This is a genomic window from Haloechinothrix halophila YIM 93223, from assembly GCF_000504245.1.
In the GTDB taxonomy this organism is placed as follows: Bacteria; Actinomycetota; Actinomycetes; order Mycobacteriales; family Pseudonocardiaceae; genus Haloechinothrix_A; species Haloechinothrix_A halophila.
In genome coordinates this window covers 1,827,841-1,849,174 of the sequence record NZ_KI632509.1, presented here as the reverse complement: position 1 = coordinate 1,849,174, position 21,334 = coordinate 1,827,841, and the positions used below count along the sequence as shown (strand labels likewise).

Genomic DNA, 21,334 nt, shown 5'->3' with positions numbered 1-21,334 from the left:
AGGCGAAGGCATGGGGACGACCACCTGGATTCTGATGTTCGTCGCGGGGACGATGTTCCTGGTGGCCATGCTTGCTGTCGCTGCCCGCAAAATCCTAGGACTACGCGTCGGACTGATGCGCGCTGTGCTCGCCGGGACCTTCGGGGTAATCGCGGAGTCAGTGCTGGGCAGCACCGTACAACTTGAAGGACACCGGCCAATACAGATCAGCCTGCAACTGGGGGTGGGCGTCCTCATCGCCATGGGGTTCCTCGCGCTAGCCGAGGCGGTCGCGCCGTCTGGCTCCTTGGGCGGGCCGATGGACTGGATCGGCGCGCTGCGCACCCGCGCCGCACGCACCCACCGGTATGGGCAGATCATGTCAATCGCTGTGCGACACGGTCTCGCAGCGTACGTACGTGGCCGAGGCAGTGCCAACAGGCGGAGCGACACCGCGAAGCTCGCCCGAAACCTGCGACTCGCGCTTGAGGAGGGCGGGGTCACGTTCGTAAAGCTCGGCCAGGTGATGGCCACTCGCCATGACCTGTTGCCACCGGAGTTCGTCACCGAGCTGTCCCGCCTGCATAACCGCGTCTGCCCCGTGCCGTGGGAACGGGTCAGGGAAGTGCTCACGGAAGACTTCGGCCGCGATCCCGATACTGTCTTTTCTCGGGTCGACCATCAACCGGTGGCTGCCGCCGCGATCGCCCAAGTACACCGCGGCCAACTGCGTACTGGCGAAGAGGTCGCCATCAAGGTACAGCGTCCAGGGATTCTGGCTGTCGTCGAACGCGACCTCGATATCATGCGACGCCTCGTCAGCGTCCTCGCTAACCGCACCCGCTGGGGCCGCGCCATCGGGCTTGCCGACCTCGCCGACGGGTTCGCCACCGCGCTGCTGGACGAACTCGATTTCCGGATAGAAGCACGCAACACCGCTGCCATCCTGGCCGCAGATGCCGCGCACGGTGGCGGCCCCATCATTCTTCCGGTGGCACACGAGCAGCTCAGTACAGAGCGGGTCCTCATACTCGACTGGCTGGATGGGATCCCACTCGGCTCCGCTGGATCGCTCGTAGCTCAGCGCGGGCTGGATCCAGGTGCACTCGCACGCACGCTGTTAGAGAGTTTGCTACGACAGATCGTCGCCGACGGTGTCTTCCACGCCGATCCGCATCCCGGCAATGTACTACTACTCGAAGACGGCCGACTCGCGCTGCTTGATTTCGGTTCAGTCGCCCGACTCGACGCCGGGTTACGGGCCGGCCTGCAGCACCTCCTGCTCGCCGCCAACTCCGGCGACCCGGCCGCGTTACGCGATGCTCTACTAGAGATCGTCTACTGCCACGATGACGTCGACAAGCAACGACTCGAACGAGCGCTCGGCCGGTTCACGGTCACCAACCTAGCCGACGGCTCCGTCCCGGATATGAGCGTGTTCTCCGACCTGCTCGTTCTTACCGCTGAGTTCGGTCTCGAGGTACCGCCCGAGATCGCGGCTGTCTTTCGCGCGCTGCTCGCACTCGAAGGCACCATCTCTGGCCTCACCACTGAGTTCAACCTGGTCGTTGAGGCGCGACGCAGCGCGTTGTCGCTGTTCACCAAGCAGTTTACCGAGCGGTCACTACCCACAATGGCGGCCAGTGAGATGTTCGCCTTACTGCCGATGTTGCGCCGGGTCCCGCGCCGTATCGACCGCATCACCGAGTCATTAGAGCGCGGTGAGTTCTCCGTGAAGGTGCGAGTACTCGCCGACGAGCGCGAACGCAAGATCGTGACCAGACTGCTGCACTCAGCGTTGACGGCGTTCCTAGGCGGCATCACCGGGCTAATGGCTGTACTACTACTGGGCACGACCGGTGGCCCGGCCGTCACCCCCGATGTAAGTCTCCACCAGATCATTGGCTACCACCTTCTGGTGGTGAGTAGCGTCCTTCTCCTCCGTGTCCTGTTTCTCATCACACGTCAACGCACGTGAAGTGGTGCTTCCGCTCCCTGCAACGACGCTACTGCCTCGGCGAACTTGGCTTTAACGTAACGCTGTGGCGACTCATAACCCTCATACCACGGCCTGGTTCCGCAGCTTCCGTCCCCTGCCTGAACCCGCTCTCCGCCTGGTGTGCCTGCCACATGCTGGCGGTACGCCAGCAGCCTACCGCGGCTGGTCAGCTCACCTACCCCTAAATGTCGAATTGCTAGCCACGTGCTATCCCGGCCGGCAGGACCGACTCGGGCAACCACCCATCGAGTGTATGCCGGACATGGTGGACGCACTGCTGACGGCGCTACTTCCCCTCTCTGACCTGCCAATGGTCCTATTTGGGCACAGCATGGGTGCATCAATCGCATTCGAGACCGCGTTGTTGCTCGAGCACAATCATGGGATAGCGCCCGAAGCGCTACTACTGTCTGGCCGCCGAGCACCACGACTGCTCACCGGACGGCCGCCTTACCTCGGCGGCGACGAGGCGATCATGGCCGATGTCCGCAGGCTCGACGAAACCAGTTCTACCGTGCTTGACGAACCTGATCTCCGTGACCTAGTCCTGCCCGCCATTCGAGCCGATTACCGGCTGCTCGGAACCTACAAACCCACGCTCGACGGCGTGAGTTCGGCTCCCATCACCGCCTATGTTGGTGATGATGATCCGGACATCACCGAGGAGCATATTCTCGGTTGGACGGCGCACACGTCCGCTCACTTCACCCACCGCGTTTTCCCCGGTGGTCACTTCTATCTCGCAGAATGCGAATCAGAGTTGGTCGCCGATGTCGTCACACAGCTCGCTCACTCCATAACAGGTACCCTGTCATAGCTGCGGGCCACGTACGAAAGCGCGGCAAGTAAGTCGCTGCTTGTCAGCTCGGCTGCTGGCCCTCGCACGGCGGGCAGCGGCAGGGATCCAGTACGCGCCCAGCCAAGCTTGCCCTCGCTGTCTAAGTGACTCGATGTAGCACCCCGGTTGTCTGGGTGCAAGCAGTACGGAACGTCGAGGTAACCGGCCTCGAAAGCTCGCACGAGCGCGCTGCCAATCATATTGTCTAGCTCAAGCACTCGCTCCACGAGCGCCCGAACCTCGTCATAGAGCCCAGTGTCAACGACATTCGCCGGTGGTTCGTCACGCAGTCGCTCGTGCTCTGCGGCCGCCGCGGCGAACTCGAGCGCCTCGACATTCTCCTCGATCGTCGGAATACGGTGCGTCTCGACGGGAGTTTTGACGATCAATCGCTCCGCTCCTCCCCTTACCGCCAGCATGGCAGCGTCACCGAGCAGATCGAGCGCACCGGCACGAGTAGCAGGGAACACACCCATGTAGGTGTAGAGCACGACGTGCCACTCCACCCCAGGAAGGAGTTCACTCGCGACACGGTTCAGTACAGCCAATGCTTCCCTGTCCTGCTCGGCACTGGTTTGCTGGGCATAGCTCAACGAGATGCTGCTGATGCCATGCTGCGCGAAGAACATCCCCTCAAGCACCGATAGCGCGATAAGCATGCTCGGTGGGCAGAGCTGCCCCAGCATGCACCCGCCAAAGGTCTCAAGGTGTGCGTGCTTACGTTCGGCAAGCAGTTCCGTACAACGGCGCCATTCCTGTACAGCCAGCCGCAGCGGCGTGCGGTTGTACGGCAGGCAGTAGGACACTGGACCACCCTCGGTCGTCACGAGCCCGGAGTCCACGATCGCGTTGAAGATGTCGCCGGGTAGCGATGAGCCGTGCCGCACCTGGACCGGGAACGCCTGACTGACGACGCCGCCGAGTATCTCCCGCGTCACTTTCGGTCCGTGGGTAACGATTGGGTACCCGTTGAGCTGAATCCCATCAGCCAAGGCCCGTCGCGCCTCATCGAGCTGCCCGGTCCTGGTGTAGCTATCGAGGGTGATGGTACCCACCGTTAGCGCGCGTGCCGCCCGCACAGCCGCGAGACCGCGCGCCATCTCCACGGGAGAGGAAAACCCCATCCGGGGCTGGACCACGAGCTTGCCACGCTCGCGCGCCCTGCTGATGAATCCGGAGAAACCACGGTCTTCACTCATCACTCATCCGCGTCAAAAGTTCAGGCATGATGTTCAGCCGCTATGTCGGTGGCCGGCGCCATGTCGACAAACGTCAGGAAATCAATCAGATTCGCATCATGCTCAAACACAGCATCGAACCCCGCGTCGAGGAGATTCCGCTCGTGCTCAGCAGTCAACAGGCCGGACACGCCCAGTTTACCGCCAATCGCGACCGGAACCTCGCACAACGCTGCTTCCGCACGCACCGCGCCAATCAATCGGAGACCATCAGCGTAACCGTGGCCGTTGACCGTACTGATCACGATGACGTGCGGCTTGGTCGCAATAGCGCGCGAAACGAGCAGCCAGTCTGGTACACACGCGCCGAGATTGTCGACCCTGTGCCCGGACTCGGCCAAGAGTAGTTGCAAGTAAGCCAAATTCCACGTATGCGCGTCAGATGACACGCTTGACAGCAGAATTCTGCGTTGCGGTGCAGTCATCAGCTTCCTCCATTCCGGATCAGCGAGCGACTGCTCGCCTGTAACGACGTACCGCAACCGGCACCGTCACCAGGAGAATCAAGGCCATCCAGCCGAGTGCGAGCGGTACCGCGTACTGCACTGTGAAGACGCTCGCGTCCGTCGCCGCCGGGTTCCCCCACAGCGAACGCAGAGCATTGACCACGGCCGAGAGCGGATTCCAGTTGGCGATCGCCTGTAGCCACCCCGGCAAACCGCCAGTCGGAATGTACGCGCTCGACAGGAACATCAGGGGCATCAGCAGGAGCGACGGCATCGTGGCGGCCGCTTCGCCGCTTCGGGCAACGAGGCCAAGCACCGCGCCGATCCAGGACATCGTGAAACCGAACAACAACAGCACCGCGTACGCACCAAGTGCGGCGAAGAAGCCAGTCTCAATCCGCCAGCCGATGGCGAATCCAACCGCGGTCATCGCCAGCACCGTGACAGCGCGTAGCGCGAGATCCCCTGCGGTGCGCCCGACGAGCACGGCCGCGGAATTCATCGGTAGCGAGCGAAACCGATCCACCAGGCCATTGCGCAAGTCTTCGACCGTGCCGATCGCGGTGTTCGGTACACACGTCATCATCACCTGAGTGAAGATCCCAGCCATGATGAACTCCTGATAGCTACCACCGGAAACCGAAATCACTGATCCGAACAACAGGCCGAACAACACAACGAAACCCATGGGCATCAATGTCGCACTGACCAGTTTCTCCGGCATTCGGATAAGGTGCCGCAGATGCCGGCCAATCAACGCACGGCAGTCGCTGAGGGCGGTCCATTTTACGTTCCCGAGCTCCCCACTCCCGTTCAGAGTTGTTATCGCACTCATGCGACTGTCCTTTCCTTTTCATCGGAATTCTTAGTTAGAGCGAGGAAGACATCGTCAAGTGACGGTCGACGCATCGCGAACTCGCGCACCTCGACCGGCGCACCATCAAGTGCGGCCGCCACCGTCGACACGCAGGCAAAGTCCGTGTCGACGGGAATCGACACCGTACAACCGTCCTCTGCCACCAGTGGTGTCGCCGTGGTCGCTGTGCTGATGCGTCCCACGATCTCCGGCATATCGGCGGACTCGGCGATCCGGATATGCAACCGCTCACCGCCAACCTTGGTCTTCAATTCATCCGGGCTGCCCTCGGCGATCACCTGGCCAGAGTCGACGACTGCGATGCGATCGGCGAGTTGATCAGCCTCGTCCAAGTACTGCGTCGTCAGTAGCACACTAACGCCGCGTTTCACCTGTTCTCTGATCATTCCCCACAACACAGTTCTGCTCACCGGATCCAAACCCGTGGTCGGCTCGTCGAGGAAAATGACCACAGGATCGGCGACCAAACTTGCCGCGAGGTCAAGTCTGCGGCGCATGCCGCCAGAAAGCGTCCGGCTCAGTTTGTCCGCGGACTCTACGAGGTCGAGTCGGTCAAGCAAATCCGCGGCCCGAGCTTTCGCCTCACTTCTCCCGAGGTGATGCAATGTCCCGATCAGCTCAAGATTCTCCCGCCCGGTCAGTCGTTCATCGACCGCCGCGTATTGACCAGTCAGCCCAATCCGAGAACGCACCGCATTCGGCTGCTGTGTGACATCGAGTCCAGCTACCTTGGCATAGCCAGCATCCGCTTCCACCAATGTGGAGAGGATGCGGATAATGGTCGTCTTTCCTGCTCCGTTCGGCCCGAGTACACCGAGAACCGAGCCGGGTTCCACCGCGAGATCGACCCCGCGCAGCGCCTCATGGTCACCATAGGCTTTGCGGAGTCCCTCCGCCTGGATCGCGAATTCCATCGCTCCTCCTTACTGTTCACCCGAGCAAACGAGCCAGCTCATCGCCGATTCGCTTGATCACTTCGGGCTTGGTCATCTCGTCGTGTGCGCAGTCGATCGAGCGCACGCGCAGCTGTCCTTCGACAAAGGACTTCCAGCTAGATTCATCAGGTGCGTGCGCTGGCTTGCGCGTCGCCAGGAAATAGTGAACGTCCCCACGGAAGATGCTGGGACAGTGCGCCATAGCGATCTCGCCGTTGTTCCGTGCCACTCGCTCGATCCCGGCGACGTGCCGAGGCTCCGCGCCGCGGAGCGGACCGTCAGCTCTAGTCAGTTCTTCGGCCACTCCCGCGTGTGTCAGCGAGCTGTGATTCTTCGGCTGCCCTCCGGTAAGTTCGAGCAAGCCAGCGAGAAACTCGCCTCGACTCGGCACGTGCCGGGAATGTTCCGCGGGCGGATAGGCATCGAGCATGGCAAGCAACCCGACTTCTTCACCTTCGGATTGCAGCACAGTGGCTATCTCGTGGGCCACGACGCCACCAAACGACCAACCAAGCAAGTGATACGGGCCGCGGGATTGCACAGCGCGGATCTGATCAAGATAGTCCTTGACCATTTCCTGAATGTTCGCCGGGAGGTCACCTTCTCCTGTAAGACCACGCGCCTGGAGCGCGTAAACTGGTTGATCCGGACCTAGCGACTCAACCAAACCGGAATACACCCAGCCGAGACCAAGCCCTGGATGCACACAAAACACCGGCGGCCGTGTTCCACCGGCGCGCAGCGGGAGTAGAACGTCCAGTGCGTCATCGAGAGTGTCTGTGCCCAGACGTCTCGCTAGTTGCTCAGGCGTCGGTGCTTCGAACAATGAGCGGATCGTGGTCTCCGCCCCAAGCACGTCGTCGATACGGGCTGCGAGCTGGGGAATGAGCAACGAATGGCCACCGAGATCGAAGAAATTGTCGTTCGCTGCTACCGAGCTGACATGAAGTACCTCTGCGAAAAGCTCCGCGAGTACACGCTCCCGCTTGGTGCACGGCGCACGGCCAGCTGTGCTCGCCCGCGCTTCCGGCTGAGGCAGTTCCGCACGATCGAGCTTGCCGTGAGGGTTAAGCGGCAACTTGTCGAGCACGACAAGAGCCGTCGGGCGCAGGTATTCAGGCACTCGCTTCGCCACGTAAGCCTCAACCGCGACAGTGTCAACATCCTGGCCGCACACATAGCCGACCAGCCGCCTATCACCCGTTCTGTCCTCACGAACAATGGCTGTCGCGTCCCGCACACCAGGGGCGCCACGCAACACTCCCGTAATCTCGCCCAACTCGATACGGAACCCACGCAGCTTCACCTGATCATCGGCACGGCCCGTGTAAACCAGCTGGCCAGCCGTCGTCCAGTACGCTAGATCGCCAGTTCGGTACATTCGGGAGCCAGGCGGACCATAGGGATCGGCGGTGAAACGTTCCGCGGTCAGTGCCGACCGCCCGAGGTAGCCGCGGGCAAGTGATTCTCCGGCGATGAACAGCTCGCCTGTCACACCCGGCGGGGCGATATTCAACCTCGAATCGAGCACATACGCCCTTGTGCCGGGGAAGGGGCGTCCGATCGGCACCGGCCCGGGTCTGATGTCCGGCGGCAACTCGTACTGGGTGCAGTTGACGGTGGCCTCTGTAGGGCCGTATGCATTGACTATCCGGACGTCAGGGTGGCTAGCTTTCCAGTCGGACAATGCTTCACCAAGCAGTGCTTCCCCACCCAGTATCAGTGTTCCTTGTGGTGAGAAGGCCCCAGGAAGGGACTCCAGGAGCGGCAGATGACTCGGCGTTGCCTTGAGTATCGTGCACTTGTGTTCCCGCAGCGCGCGAAGGGTGTTCTCGTCCTCGCGCAACGGTGCGAGATGCACCGTTCCACCCGAGAGTAACGTCGTGTAGAGCGCGGTGACGGTGAGATCGAACGACATGCTGGAGTGCAGCACAGCCGCACCCGAGGCATCCGGATAGTCTCGCACCGTCCAGGACAGATAGTCGGCGAGCGCGCGGTGTTCGACCACAACGCCTTTCGGCCCGCCTGTGGATCCCGAGGTATAGATGACGTAAGCGGGATCGGTCCGGGACGGAGTGCCGGGCCACGGTCCTGTCGTTGGACGCGCGGCAACCGCGGCGGCGAACTCGCGATGGTCATGACACAGTACGGGTGCGACAGTGGTAGGCAACCGCCCCGCGGTCTCACAGTCGCTCAGCACCAGCGCCGGTGCGGCGTCGTCAAGCAGATAACGGACACGTTCCGCCGGATAGCTGGGATCGATCGGCAGGTACGCCGAGCCAGTCTTGAGTACGGCGAGCATCGCGGTAACCAGTTCGATCGATGGCGGCAGCAGCAGCGCGACGATGCCACCCCGGTTCGCTCCGCGACCGGCGAGTTCGACCGCTAGTCGGGTGGATTCCGCATCCAGATCAGCGTAGGAACGACGTCGTTCCCCGTCAGTTAACGCTATCGCGTGCGGGTTGCGTCGAACCCGTTCAGCGAACACAGCGAGCACGCTGGGCGGGTGCGTAGCCCGGCCTCCACCATCGCCGTTGCGGAGTATCTCGTCTCGCTCCCCAGACAATAGAACATCCACTTCGGACAGTCTCTCGTCAGGAAGTGTGAGTGCTCGATTAAGAAAAGCAACGAAACGGGCCGCCAGCCGTTCAGCAGTATCATGGTCGAACAGGTCGGTACTGTACTGCAGCGACCCATCGACCCCCGTCAACTCACCATCCGTGCCGGTTCGCTCCACGAGGCTCAGCGACAGATCGAACTTGGACGCCGTGCGTTGGGGAAGATACGGCTCGACCTCGAGACCGGGTAAATCAAGCGTGGCCTCTGCGTTATTGTGCAGAGTCAGCATCACCTGGAATAGCGGGTGTCGAGCCAGCGACCGGGCTGGTCGTAGAACATCGACCAATCGTTCGAAAGGCAGATCGGCGTTCGCGTACGCCTCGAGGTTTATCTCCTTGACACGGGCAACTAGCCCACGAAGCGTTGGATCACCTGACGTGTCGGTGCGCAGGACAAGGGTGTTGACGAAGAAACCGACTAGGTCCTCAATACGTTCGTCATCCCGCCCGGCGATCGGCGTACCGATCGGGATGTCGTCACCGGCACCGAGTCTGCTGAGCAGGGCGGCGAAAGCCGCCTGTAGCACCATGAACCGGCTGACCGAGCTCTTCCGCGCCAGCTCGGCCAGCCGGCGGTGGGTAGCAGCGTCAACGCGCATGCGTACGCTGCCGCCCTCATACATGGCGTGCGCAGGCCGTGGCCTGTCCGTCGGTAGGTCGAGTTCCTCCGGCAGACCTTCCAGTTGCTTACGCCAGTAGTTCACTTGTCGCGACAACGCACTACGAGGATCATCCGTGCTGCCGAGAACCTCTCGCTGCCACAGCGTGTAATCCACATACTGGACCGACAGTGGAGTCCACTGGGGTTCTTCGTTTCCGAGGCGAGCGCGGTAAGCAGTGCCGAGATCGCGCGCCAACGGCACCATTGATGCGCCGTCCGCCGCGATGTGATGGAGCACGAGTAACAACACGTGGTCGTCACGTCCCACACGTAGCAACGTGCAGCGCAGCGGGGGATGTACGGCGAGATCGAACCCCTCTGCCGCCGCCGTTGCGGCAGCGGCAGCCAGCTCGTCACTCTCGACGTCCTTGACCGTAAGCTTTGGGCGAGCTTCTGCCGCATCGAGCACGATTTGCTGCGCCGTGCCGCCGCGCTCAGCGAACACAGTGCGCAACGGCTCATGCCGTGCCACGAGATCGGCCAGTGCCATACGCAACGCGTCGACGTCGAGCGAGCCGGACAATCGCAGTCCAAGCGGCACATTATAAGTGGCGCTCGGTCCCTCGAGGCGGTTGAGGAACCACAGCCTGGCCTGCGCGTGAGATAGCGGGATCACCTCCGGCCTGACGCGGGGCGCCAATCCGTCTCGCTCTATCCCGATGTCGTCACCGTCGAGTTCCTTCGCGAGCGCTTCCGGGGTGGAATGCTCAAACAACGTACGGACCGCGACCTCGGTACTGAGCTGTGAGCGGATCCGCCCTACAAGCTTGGTGGCAAGAAGGGAATGCCCACCCAGGTCGAAAAAACCGTCGTCGATCCCAACCCGATCAACACCGAGTACTTCCGAGAACAGCTCACACAGTGCCCGTTCCGTATGGGTGCGAGGTTCGCGACGTGAGGTCGAATCGAAGCCAGGAGCGGGAAGCGCAGCACGGTCGAGCTTGCCGTTTGGCGTCACCGGCAACCTGTCCAGCACCACTATCGCCGCTGGTACCAGGTAGTCAGGCAATACGGTGGCAACGTGGCTCCGGAGCGCACCAATCGCTTGCTCTTGACCACTCTCGCCAATCACGACATAGGCAACCAGCCGCTTCTCTCCTGGCCGGTCCTCGCGGGCGATCACCGCGGCCTGGGTCACCACCGGATGGGTCAGCAGAATGGTCTCGACCTCGCCGGGTTCGACCCTGTACCCGCGAATCTTCACCTGATCATCGGCACGGCCCGCGAACTCCAGCTGACCGTCGCTTCGCCACCGGGCAAGGTCCCCTGTGCGGTACATCCTGGCACCGGGCGGACCGTAGGGGTCCGCAACGAACCTGCTCGCGGTCAGCGCTGACCGACCGAGATAGCCGCGTGCGAGCCCGTACCCGCCGACGTACAGCTCCCCGGCGACCCCGGGAAGGACCGGACGCAGCCCTGCGTCAAGCACGTACACCCGCGCGCCGTGAACGGGCCGTCCGATAGGTGCCATCCCATTGCCGGACAGCGGATCAGACACCGAGGTGGCCACAGTTGTTTCGGTAGGCCCGTACCCGTTGATCATGCGACGCCCCGACGACCATCGGGAGGCCAATTCGGGCGAGCAGGCCTCTCCGGCGGAGACGATCGTGCCACCCGCGAGCGTCCCGTCGTCGTCTGGCAACGCGGCGAGTGCTACCGGGGGAAGAGTCACGTGGCTGACTCGCTGCTCTGCCAATAGTCCCGCAAGCGGTTCGCCCGGCATGAGCCGGTCAGTGGACCCGAGCACGAACGTCGCGCCAGAAAGCAACGCCATGCCCAGTTCCCAGAACGAAGCATCGAAGCTGGGCGACGCGAACTGGAGCACCCGGTCGCCAGGTCCGACGATGATCCGGTCGCGTTGGGTGGCCACCATCGCTGCCACACCGGAGTGGCTGACAACAACGCCTTTGGGATGCCCTGTGGAGCCAGAGGTGTAGATGACGTAGGCAGGGTGGTGCACCGACGCCGACTTGAGCCGGTCCGCGTCGGTGATCGGCTCCGCCGAGTAACCAGCGGCAAGAGCGTCGTTGTCCACTCGCAACACCGGCAATTCGGGTGCGGCACTCACCAGTGGCTCCTGTGTGTATTCGTCCACCAGCGCCAGCTCCGGGGCGGCATCGTCAAGCATGTAGGCGACCCGCTCGCGCGGATAATCGAGGTCTACCGGCAGATAAGCGGCTCCGGCTTTGACCACAGCGAGGACACCGATGAGCATGCCGACAGTCCGGGAGACACCCAGCGCCACCAGTTGCTCCGCACCGATTCCTCTGGCTATGAGCAGACGAGCAAGTTGATTCGCGTAACGATCCAACTCGGCGTAGGTCCACTCGCGGTCGTCGTGAACCACGGCGATCGCGTCTGGGCGCGCCGCCACCTGTTCCGCGAACAGCTCCGCGATGGTGCGAGACTCGCCAGGGTTGGCGCCCGCGCCACCGGTCAGCCAGGATCGCTCACCGTCGGTGAGATCGTTAATCGTTCCGACTGGCGCGTCCGGGTCAGCCGCGACAGCCTCGAATATCCGCAGCAACCTGTCGCGCAGTTCCTCGGCCGCGGCATCGCTGAGGCAGTCTCGGCGGTACAACAATCGCAACTGCAGTTCGTCACCTGACAGCCCCGCGGCGAAGCTGAGTGGATACTGCGTGCCGTCGCGCCCGGTGCCGCCGGTGATGCGCAGACCACCGGCTTCCAGTTTTTTTGTCCCCGGCTCGGCAGGGAAGTTCTGAAAGACGGTCACGGTGTCGAACAGCTGTGGGAATCCGGTAACCGCATTCACTTCAGACAGCTGAACGTAAGAGTGTTCCATCAACTCCGACGCGCGCCCCTGCAACTCACTCAGCACAGACCGGATCGAGACGGACGGCGGAAGCTGAACGCGTACCGGCAGGGTGTTGATGAACATTCCCACCATCGACTCAACACCAGGCAACTCCGGCGGACGTCCTGAAACTGTGCTGCCGAAGGCGACGTCTGTGGTGCCGGTGAGTCTGCCGAGCAGCATTCCCCAGCAGCCCTGCACGACGGTGTTCATCGTGACGCCGACTCGACGTGACATAGCATTGAGGCGAGAAGTCAGGTCGGCCGGAGCTGTGATGACTACCTCCGCTGGCCGTTCAGTAGCGGCGGGCAGGTCTGGCCACAAGACGGTCGGAGCGTCTATTCCCGACAGAGCCGCCCGCCAAGCGGCCATGGCTGCTTCCTTGTCTCGCGTCCCGAGCCAGGCCAGGTAGTCACGGTACGGACGCACCGGCGGGAGCACTGATAGGTCTCCCCGTGCTTCGTAAAGCTGGAAGAGCTCGCGCACGATGATCGGCATCGACCAACCATCAAGGAGCAGATGGTGCTTGCAGAGTGAGAGTCGGTAACGCCCCTCCGCCAAGCGGAACACAGCGAACCGCAGCAGCGGTGGCCGGCTGAGATCGAATCGTCGCGCCCGCTCCTCGCGCTGTACTCGTTCCAGCTCGTCGTCCAGCCGCGCGGGCTCCACCGCTGAGAGATCGATCTGTCGCCACGGAAGTGACACCGCCCGGGGTACGACGGCGATGGGTTCGGCCGTTCCCTCGTAGCGAAACCCTGCCCGCAGGTTCGCATGCCTGCGCAGTAGTGCCTTCGCAGCGAGCCTCAGCGCCCCGACATCCAGCTCGCCCTCGAGGTCGAGCAACATCTGTGAGATATATGGGTCTTCGCCGTCGTCCTCGAGCAGGGTGTGGAACAGCAGCCCCTCCTGCAGCGGAGACAGCGGCAAGACGTCTTCGACGCGTTGGGTGCTCACCGGGCCATCTCCCACTCAGTCGTGAACTCTTCGTCTTCGTCGTCGTGGTCCTCGGCAACCTCAGATTCGAAGGAGTCGAGCTCGTGCTGGCTCAACGAGACGAGATTCACGTCCGAGGGCGTCATTCCGCCCGCATCCCCGCTCTCGCCATGTGCCACAAGGCCACGCAGCGCGCTGCGAAATGCCTCGCTCAACGCGTGTACTTCGTCCTCGGTGAGCACCATGCGCGGCCACGACCACACCACAACCAGGCGCGTTCCGGCGGGGTGGTCTTCGGCTACCGCGTTAATCGACAGCGTGTGCGCCATTGGCGTGCGAGGATCCGGCCTGCCTCCAGCCAGATCGGCACCTCCAATGGTGTCGGCGTCTGCCACCGCCGACCATGGCCCGGCGGAACCCGTGCCAGTAGCAACGCGACCGAGGTAGTTGAAGCTCACCTGCGGTTCAAGTTCCCCGGCGAGCACATCTCTGGTGTCGTGGTTGAGGTACCGCAACAACCCGTAGCCAACGCCGTTGTCCGGCAGCGCTCGTAGGGTTTCCTTGACTGACTTGAGTATCCGCCCCACGACCGCGCCACCAGCGTCGACCTCGGCGAAGTCGAGTGACTCGTGATCGAGCCGCACGGGATAACGCGAGGTGAACCAGCCGACGGTACGGGACGTGTCCGCCCCCGCGACGATGTCCTCGCGTCCGTGCCCCTCGAGATCGACAAGAACACCTGTCGGCTCCTCGTCCTGCCACTCGTCCAACTCATCGAGTTCGGATCCGGCGTTCTCGATACGCCACCGGGTCACCGCGAGCGCGAGTGCCGTCAGCAATACGTCGTTCGGACCGGCCCGGTACGCGGCAGGCAGGGTGGTCAGTAGCGGCTCGGCAATATCGGCATCAACGTGCTGCACTAGGTAGCGCAGTTCCGCGAAAGTATCTTGGGTGGGGTCGAGCGGGCGCGCACCAAGCGGCGGGTCGAACTTCGACAGCCGCGCGAGCCAGTCGTCCAACTCGGCAACCCGTTTCTCGTCGTACGCAGCGGCATGCAGGTGCTGCGACCAGCGACGAAACGATGTGCTGACAGGTGGAAGCCGCGGGGTATCGCCCGCGTCCACCGCTCGCCAGGCGGCCGCCAGATCGTCGATAAGGATCCGCCAGGAAACCCCGTCCACCACCATGTGGTGCGCTACAAGCAACAATCGATCGGCCCCGTCACCGCCGGCGTCGAACCAGACGACGACCAGCTGGCGACCTGCTTCCGGCTCGGTACGGGCCCATGCGGCCGCGCTCTCCGACGAGATCCGCTCACGCGCCTCGTCCGCGTCGAGGCCACGGATGTCTCGCCGCAGCACAAACTCGGCGGCGTCGACAGTCCCGGGCTCAGGGATACGCAACGACCACTGCGTGCCGGCGGATTCCCGGTCCAGCCTCATCCGTAGCGCGTCGTGCCGATCGAGCACAGCCTGCACCGCCGCGGTTAGCGTGTCTAGTGCCAGTCCATCTGGCGCACGAAGCAACATCGACTGGTTGTAGCCATTGATGGGGCCGCCACGTTCACGGAAACGGGCGATAGCAGGAGTCATGGGAACATCGCCGGTACCGACATCCGGCTCACCGCTGGTCGCGGCATCTAGGCTCCGAGCAGCAAGCGCGAGCGCGGCCACAGTTTTGTGCTCAAACACGTCGCGTGGCGTGATAACCAGCCCCGACTGGCGTGCTCGCGCGACGAGCTGGATGGAAATGATCGAATCCCCACCCAGATCGAAAAAGTTGTCGTCGACACCAACCGAGTCGAGCCCGAGTACGTCCTTGAACAGCGCGGCGAGGGTCGCTTCAACCGCAGTGCGGGGGCCAGTGGCACCCGTAGCCGCGTTGAAGTCTGGTTTAGGAAGTGCTTTGCGATCCAATTTCCCGTTGGGTGTCAGCGGCAGTGCGTCCATGACGACGAATGTGGCGGGCACCATGTAGTCAGGAACCGCCGCCGCGACGTGCGCACGCAGCTCGTTCGGTTCCGGTGTCGCCCCATCATGCGGCACGACATACCCGTACAGGCGCCGCTCACCTGGGATGTCCTCGCGGACAACCACCGCGACCTGACGCACCGAATCATGGCTCGCGACCACGGCTTCGATCTCACCAGGCTCGATACGAAAGCCGCGCACCTTGACTTGATCGTCGGCGCGACCGGCGAATTCCAACGTGCCGTCGTGCCGCCACTTGGCTAGATCACCCGTGCGGTACATCCTGGTGCCAGCAGGGCCGAAGGGATCAGCAACAAATCGCTCAGCGGTCAGCGCGGCTCTGTTCAGGTATCCGCGACCAAGCTGTTCACCTGCCACATACACCTCGCCGGTAACCGCTGGCGGAACCGGGCGAAGCGCCTCATCGAGAACGTACATGCGTACGTTGTCGAACGGCCTGCCGAATGGCAGCGCCCCTCGCGGTACGCCGTCGCCAGGCAGCACACGCATTTCAGCACAGTTGACCGTGGTCTCGGTCTGTCCATATACATTGAGCACCGTGGTCCGCGGCCGCCGCTCGCGAAACTCGGACAGCGCTTCGCCAACTAAGGTTTCCCCGCCGAGCATCAAATGCCCAGAGGGCGAGTAAGAATCGGGAAGCGCACGTAGCAGCGCGAGATGGCTAGGGGTTCCTTTGAGGAACGTGCACTCGCGCTCGGCGAGCACGGCGCGAGTACTGTCGGCATCCTCCAGAACCGTGAGGTGCACCTGCCCACCCGTCACGAGGCACGTGTAGAGCGCCGTCACCGTCAAGTCGAATGAGATCGGCGAATGGACGAGAGCGAGACCGCTCGCGCTGGGGTATTCGCGCGCCGTCCATGCGAGATACGTTGTCAGCGCCCGATGCTCGATGACCACGCCCTTCGGCCTTCCAGTTGAGCCCGAGGTATAGATCACATAGGCAGGGTTCGTTTCGTCACGGGGGCATGTCAGCTCGCCAGGGGTAACCCTGGACGCTGACTGGTCAGCGACAGCAGCAGCGGTAGCCGAGTCGTCGAGTACGACGTGTGGCCTGTCACGACAGCTGTCAGGCAACAACCGCTCAACCCCTGAGCACGTCACCAGCAGCACGGGAGCGGCATCGGACACCATGAAGTCGATGCGGTCGGCTGGATAATCGGGATCGACGGGGAGGTACCCGGCTCCCGTCCGCAATACCGCGAGCAAGGTGACGACGAGGTCGATACCGCGGGGTAACGCGACGCCGACAAATCGCTCAGCGGCCGCACCCCGCTCGACGAGCAACCGGGCAAGCCGGTTAGCTCGTTCATTCAACTCACCGTAACTCAGTGCACCGTCATCGGCGGTCACCGCGAGCGCGGCAGGATGTTCCATCGCACGACATGCGATCAACTCGTCAACGGGAACCTGCTCGACGTCACGGTCTTTGCCGTTCCAGTCCACGAGCAACTGCCTGCGTTCATCGGCATCGAGCAGATCGACACTGCCGATCGGCCGGTCCGGATCCATCACAGCGCTGGTCAGCAGCCGTAGCAGCCACCGGCTGATCGCCGATACAGTCTCTTCGTCAAACAGAGCGGCGGCGTAGTTGAGAACACAGTCAAGCCCGGCAGGATCACCCACACCATCGGTGTGCTCTGTTACATCAAGGCACAAATCGAACTTCGCCGTAGTCGGGGTCAGCGCGATCCGCTCAGTGACAAGGCCAGGTAGATTCAGCTGCCATTCGGGGTTGTTCTGCACGCTGAGAACAACCTGGAACAGCGGGTGCCGCGCGGGCGAGCGATCCGGGTTAAGCGCGTCAATCACGCGCTCGAAGGGCACCTCTTGGTTGGCATATGCGGCGAGATCAGTCTCTCGTACCCGGCGAAGCAACTCGTTGAAAGCCGGGTCGCCAGAGGTGTCAGTGCGCAGCACAAGGGAGTTCCCGAAATAGCCAACGAGGCGCTCTGTCGCGGAATCAGTACGGGCCGCTACCGGGGTTCCGATAGGGATGTCGGTGCCGGCACCTAGACGAGTGAGCAGAGCGGCGAGGCCTGCTTGCAGCACCATGTGCAGGCTCGTCCCCGTCGCTCGGGTGAGCGCGCGAATCGCAGCATGCAGGTCATGGCCCACACTGAACCGAACGCAGTCGCCGCGATGGTCGGCCACAGCCGGGCGAGGCCGGTCGGTGGGCAGCGCCAGCTCGTCAGGCAGTTCGGCCAGCGTCTCGCGCCAGTAGTCGAGCTGACGAGCAAGCAGGCTGTCGGCCTGAGTATCGTCGCCGAGCAACTCCCGTTGCCACAACGCGTAGTCCGCATACGTCACGGGCAACGGCGCCCACCGGGGCGCCGATCCGCGCGTGCGTGCGGTGTATGCCTCGCTGAGATCCCCTGCGAGCGGGGAAAGGGACCAGCCATCCGCCGCAATGTGGTGCAGGACAAGCAACAACACGTGCTCGTCCTGGCCGAGCCGCAACAACGTAACGCGAAGCGGCGGCTCAACAGTGAGGTCGAAACCACGGGAGAAGAGGTGCTGTAGCTGGCTGTCTAGCTGCTCATGACTAGTCGCGATTATGGAGAGTTCTGGGTTCGCTCGCTCCGGCTCGAGAACATGTTGCGTACCGACCCCATCCATTTCGGGAAAGATCGTGCGCAACGGTTCGTGCCGCTCAACAACGTCGGAGATGGCGGCCCGCAACGAGGGCACGTCCAACCCGCCGGTCAGCCGCAGGGCGATCGGCATATTGTAGGCCGCCGCACTGTCCTGGTCACTGTCGAGCCGGTTCAAAAACCACAGTCGACCTTGGCCATAGGATTGTGGGAGCACCGGAGGCCGTCGCATCGGAGTGAGCGCGGGCCTTGCCTCGCTTGCCCCGGCCAGCACCGTCCGAAGCGCGGCGGGAGTCGGCGACTCGAACAGCGTTCGCACGCTCAGTTCGGCATTCAGCGTGGAGCGAACCCTGCTGACCAACCGGGTAGCCAGCAGGGAATGTCCACCAAGTTCAAAGAAGCTCTCGCCAGGTCCTACGCGAGTACGACCGAGCACATCCGCGAAGATTCCACAAATGAGCTCCTCGATCTGATCACTGGGCAGATCGCCAAACTCGCTTGATTCAGGCTCGGGTGCGGGCAGCGCCGTACGATCGAGCTTGCCGTTGCTGGTGAGTGGGAGCCGGTCAAGAACGACGAAAGCGCTGGGCACCATATAGTCGGGCAGCCCACGCGCGGCAAGCGCGCGTAACCCGGCCGGATCAGGTTGGTGACTCTGCGCGGCCACAACGTAAGCGACGAGCCTTCGATCGCCAGGAATATCCTCACGGGCTACTACGGCAACGTCGCCGACCGTATCGTCGGTGGCGAGTACCTCCTCGATCTCGCCAAGCTCAATCCGGAATCCGCGGATCTTCACCTGATGATCGGCCCTGCCAAGAAACTCCAGGTTCCCATCCTCGGATAAGCGGGCGAGATCACCGCTGCGGTACATGCGTCCGCCATCGGCGGCGAACGGATCGGCGACGAACCGGGAGGCGGTCAGATCAACGCGCCCGTGGTAGCCCTGCGCCACCCCGGCGCCTGCCACATACATCTCGCCCGTAACGCCGGGCAGGACCGGCTGCAGGTTGTCGTCCAGCAGGTAAATTCGCAGGTCTGGGATTGGACGGCCAATAATGCTGGCTTGCCCTTTCGCGGCTGCGTTTGTGGTAAGGGCGAGATAGGAGACGTGGACGGTGGTCTCAGTGATGCCATACATGTTGACCAGTTCAGGCGCGTCATCGGCATGTCTCGCGTACCAATCGGTGAGACGCCAAAGGTCCAGGGCCTCACCGCCGAAAATGACGCGCCTGAGCGCGAGTTGGGCGCCAAGCTCGGGCTGCTCGGCGTCGGCTGCCATCAACTGATAGAAGGCAGACGGCGTTTGGTTGAGCACGGTCACTCGCTCACGCACAAGCAGCTCGAGAAATTCACCGGGCGAACGCGTGGTGGCGTGATCCACAACGACCAGAGCTCCACCGTGCAACAGTGGTCCCCACAGCTCCCATACTGAGAAATCGAAGGCATATGAGTGGAACAGCGTCCAGACATCATCCGCCCCGAAGTCGAACCACTGCCGGGTGGCACTGAACAGACGCACCACATTGCCGTGTGATACGACAACTCCCTTTGGCCTCCCGGTGGAACCGGACGTATAGATGACATAGGCAGGTGCGGTAGGTGACACCGTGACCCGCGGGTCACTCGGTGACGCGTCCGCCATGCGGCGATGGATCCGGTCCAGTTCCACTCTGGGCACATCGCCCGTGCTCGCTAGCTTTTCCGCCAATGACGATTCAGTGACCAGCAGCCGAGGCCGGGCGTCGGCCAACGTGTACCTGATCCGATCAGCCGGATACTGTGGGTCAAGTGGCACGTAAGCAGCACCGGCCTTGAGCACGGCGATAATCGCGACGACCAGGTCAGCGGAACGGGGCAGCCCGAGAGCGACGAAGTCACCAGGCTCAACCCCGCTGTCGATGAGCACGCGGGCGAGCTGGCTGCTTCGCGTATCAAGGTCCGTATAGGAGAGCCGTCGCGCCCCATCCACCACAGCGAGGGAGTTCTGATGCTCCGCCACCGTACGTGCGAATAACTCCGCGATCCCTACGGTGACTGGTTCGGGCTCAAACCCGTCCAAGGTGTTCCACTCGGTGAGCACTTGACGTGATTCGTCGGCCGTAAGAACGTCGAACCGCCCTGCGGGGCGATCCATGTCTGTAGCCAGCGCTGCTAGCAGTTCTGTCAACCGCTCGGCAACCAACTCGGCTTGCTCTCTGGTGAATGCATCGTCGCGGTAATCGATCCGCATATCGAGTCCACTGTCACCTGGGGTAGCGATAAGGCCAAGTGGGTAATGAGTCGCGTCGGCCACCCGCAGATCGCGCACCGTCAACTCGCCCGTAGAACGGGTGAGCTCCTTTGGATCAATTGGATAATTCTCAAATACCGCGATCGTGTCGAATAGTCTGCTATGACCACTTGCCCGCTGGATGTCCGCCAGGCCCAGATGCTGATGCTCTTGCAACGCTGCCTGCTGTTCCTGGACACGACTCAGCACGGTCGACATCGGCTCAGCTGGCCGATACTGAGCCCGGACCGGAATGGTATTGATGAGCAGACCAACCATGCTCTCGACACCAGGTAGTTCCGGTGCGCGGCCAGAAACGGTCGCTCCGAACACCACGTCGGTTCGCCCAGTCATCCTGCCGAGCAGCAGACCCCATGCTCCCTGGACAACGGTGTTCAGCGTCAGTCCTCGCGAACCCGCGGCTTGCCGGAGCCGAGTCATTACCTCTCTCGGCACGGTGGTCGTCACCGCACATACCGCCCCGAACCGGCCCGCGGCATCCGCATCCGCTCCGGAAACCAACGTTGGCCCGTCGAGATCCGCCAGAGCATCGCGCCATGCCGCCGAGGCGGCATGGCCGTCTCGCCGTGACAGCCACGCGAGGTAGCTCTTGTACGACGCGGCAGGGGGAAACTCTGCCGTATCGCCGCCCGCATAGAGCTCGAATAGCTCCCGCACGACGATAGGCAGTGACCAACCGTCAAGAAGAATGTGGTGGTTGGTCAATACCAGGCTGCTCCGATACGACGACCGGCGCACCAGGCTCGCCCGCAGCAATGGTGGACAGGTGAGGTCGAATGGTCGCCGATCAGCGTCAGCGACGGCGCACAGTTCCTTCTCGGCCTCATCATCGCCCATCATGGACAGATCAAACTCTCGCCATGGCACAACGGTGTCATGTGGAATCACTTGGACGGGCCGGGAGATTCCCTCATACCGAAATCCGGCGCGGAGATTGGGGTACCGATCCAGCAGGGCTTCTAGCGCGGCGCGCAATCGATCCGCGTCGACCGGGCCTTCGAGGTCGAATCGGATTTGCACGGTATAGGTATCGGCATCCGCACCGGACAGCAGCGACTGAAATAGCAGTCCCTCCTGCAGCGGCGAGAGCGGAAGTACGTCCGACAGGCCTGACCCCATC

Annotated in this window: 8 protein-coding genes; 2 read left to right on the top strand and 6 right to left on the bottom strand. The window is 62.8% G+C overall.

What is annotated here, in order from left to right; genetic code table 11:
• Positions 1 to 10 precede the first annotated feature (10 nt).
• Both AMYHA_RS08425 and AMYHA_RS08420 read left to right on the top strand, forming a co-directional pair.
• Complete coding sequence (locus AMYHA_RS08425) at positions 11 to 1,957, top strand: ABC1 kinase family protein (RefSeq protein WP_084036971.1); 1,947 nt, start codon at positions 11 to 13, stop codon at positions 1,955 to 1,957.
• 64 nt (positions 1,958 to 2,021) lie between these two features.
• Positions 2,022 to 2,795: a thioesterase II family protein gene (locus tag AMYHA_RS08420; RefSeq protein WP_034269727.1), complete on the top strand. Its 774-nt coding sequence runs from the start codon at positions 2,022 to 2,024 to the stop codon at positions 2,793 to 2,795.
• Here the strand turns inward: AMYHA_RS08420 and AMYHA_RS08415 are convergent.
• From AMYHA_RS08415 to AMYHA_RS08390, 6 genes are read right to left on the bottom strand one after another with little or no spacing between them, the layout of a single operon-like run.
• Positions 2,768 to 4,015, bottom strand: coding sequence for a methylaspartate mutase (locus AMYHA_RS08415; protein ID WP_034269724.1), 1,248 nt, complete (start codon positions 4,013 to 4,015; stop codon positions 2,768 to 2,770). The genes AMYHA_RS08420 and AMYHA_RS08415 overlap by 28 nt on opposite strands.
• A gap of 20 nt (positions 4,016 to 4,035) precedes the next feature.
• Complete coding sequence (locus tag AMYHA_RS08410; RefSeq protein ID WP_034269722.1) at positions 4,036 to 4,479, bottom strand: cobalamin B12-binding domain-containing protein; 444 nt, start codon at positions 4,477 to 4,479, stop codon at positions 4,036 to 4,038.
• A 19-nt stretch (positions 4,480 to 4,498) separates the two neighbouring features.
• Positions 4,499 to 5,335 carry an ABC transporter permease gene (locus AMYHA_RS08405; protein WP_051399678.1) on the bottom strand — a complete coding sequence of 279 codons (837 nt, stop codon included), beginning with the start codon at positions 5,333 to 5,335 and terminating at the stop codon, positions 4,499 to 4,501.
• Positions 5,332 to 6,291, bottom strand: coding sequence for a daunorubicin resistance protein DrrA family ABC transporter ATP-binding protein (locus tag AMYHA_RS08400; protein ID WP_034269717.1), 960 nt, complete (start codon positions 6,289 to 6,291; stop codon positions 5,332 to 5,334). The genes AMYHA_RS08405 and AMYHA_RS08400 overlap by 4 nt, the downstream gene beginning before the upstream one ends.
• A 16-nt stretch (positions 6,292 to 6,307) precedes the next feature.
• Complete coding sequence (locus AMYHA_RS08395; RefSeq protein WP_051399677.1) at positions 6,308 to 13,360, bottom strand: amino acid adenylation domain-containing protein; 7,053 nt, start codon at positions 13,358 to 13,360, stop codon at positions 6,308 to 6,310.
• Entirely contained in the window at positions 13,357 to 21,333 is a 7,977-nt protein-coding gene (locus AMYHA_RS08390; RefSeq protein ID WP_051399676.1) for a non-ribosomal peptide synthetase, read from the bottom strand. The genes AMYHA_RS08395 and AMYHA_RS08390 overlap by 4 nt, the downstream gene beginning before the upstream one ends.
• Between the last annotated feature and the right edge of the window lies 1 nt (position 21,334).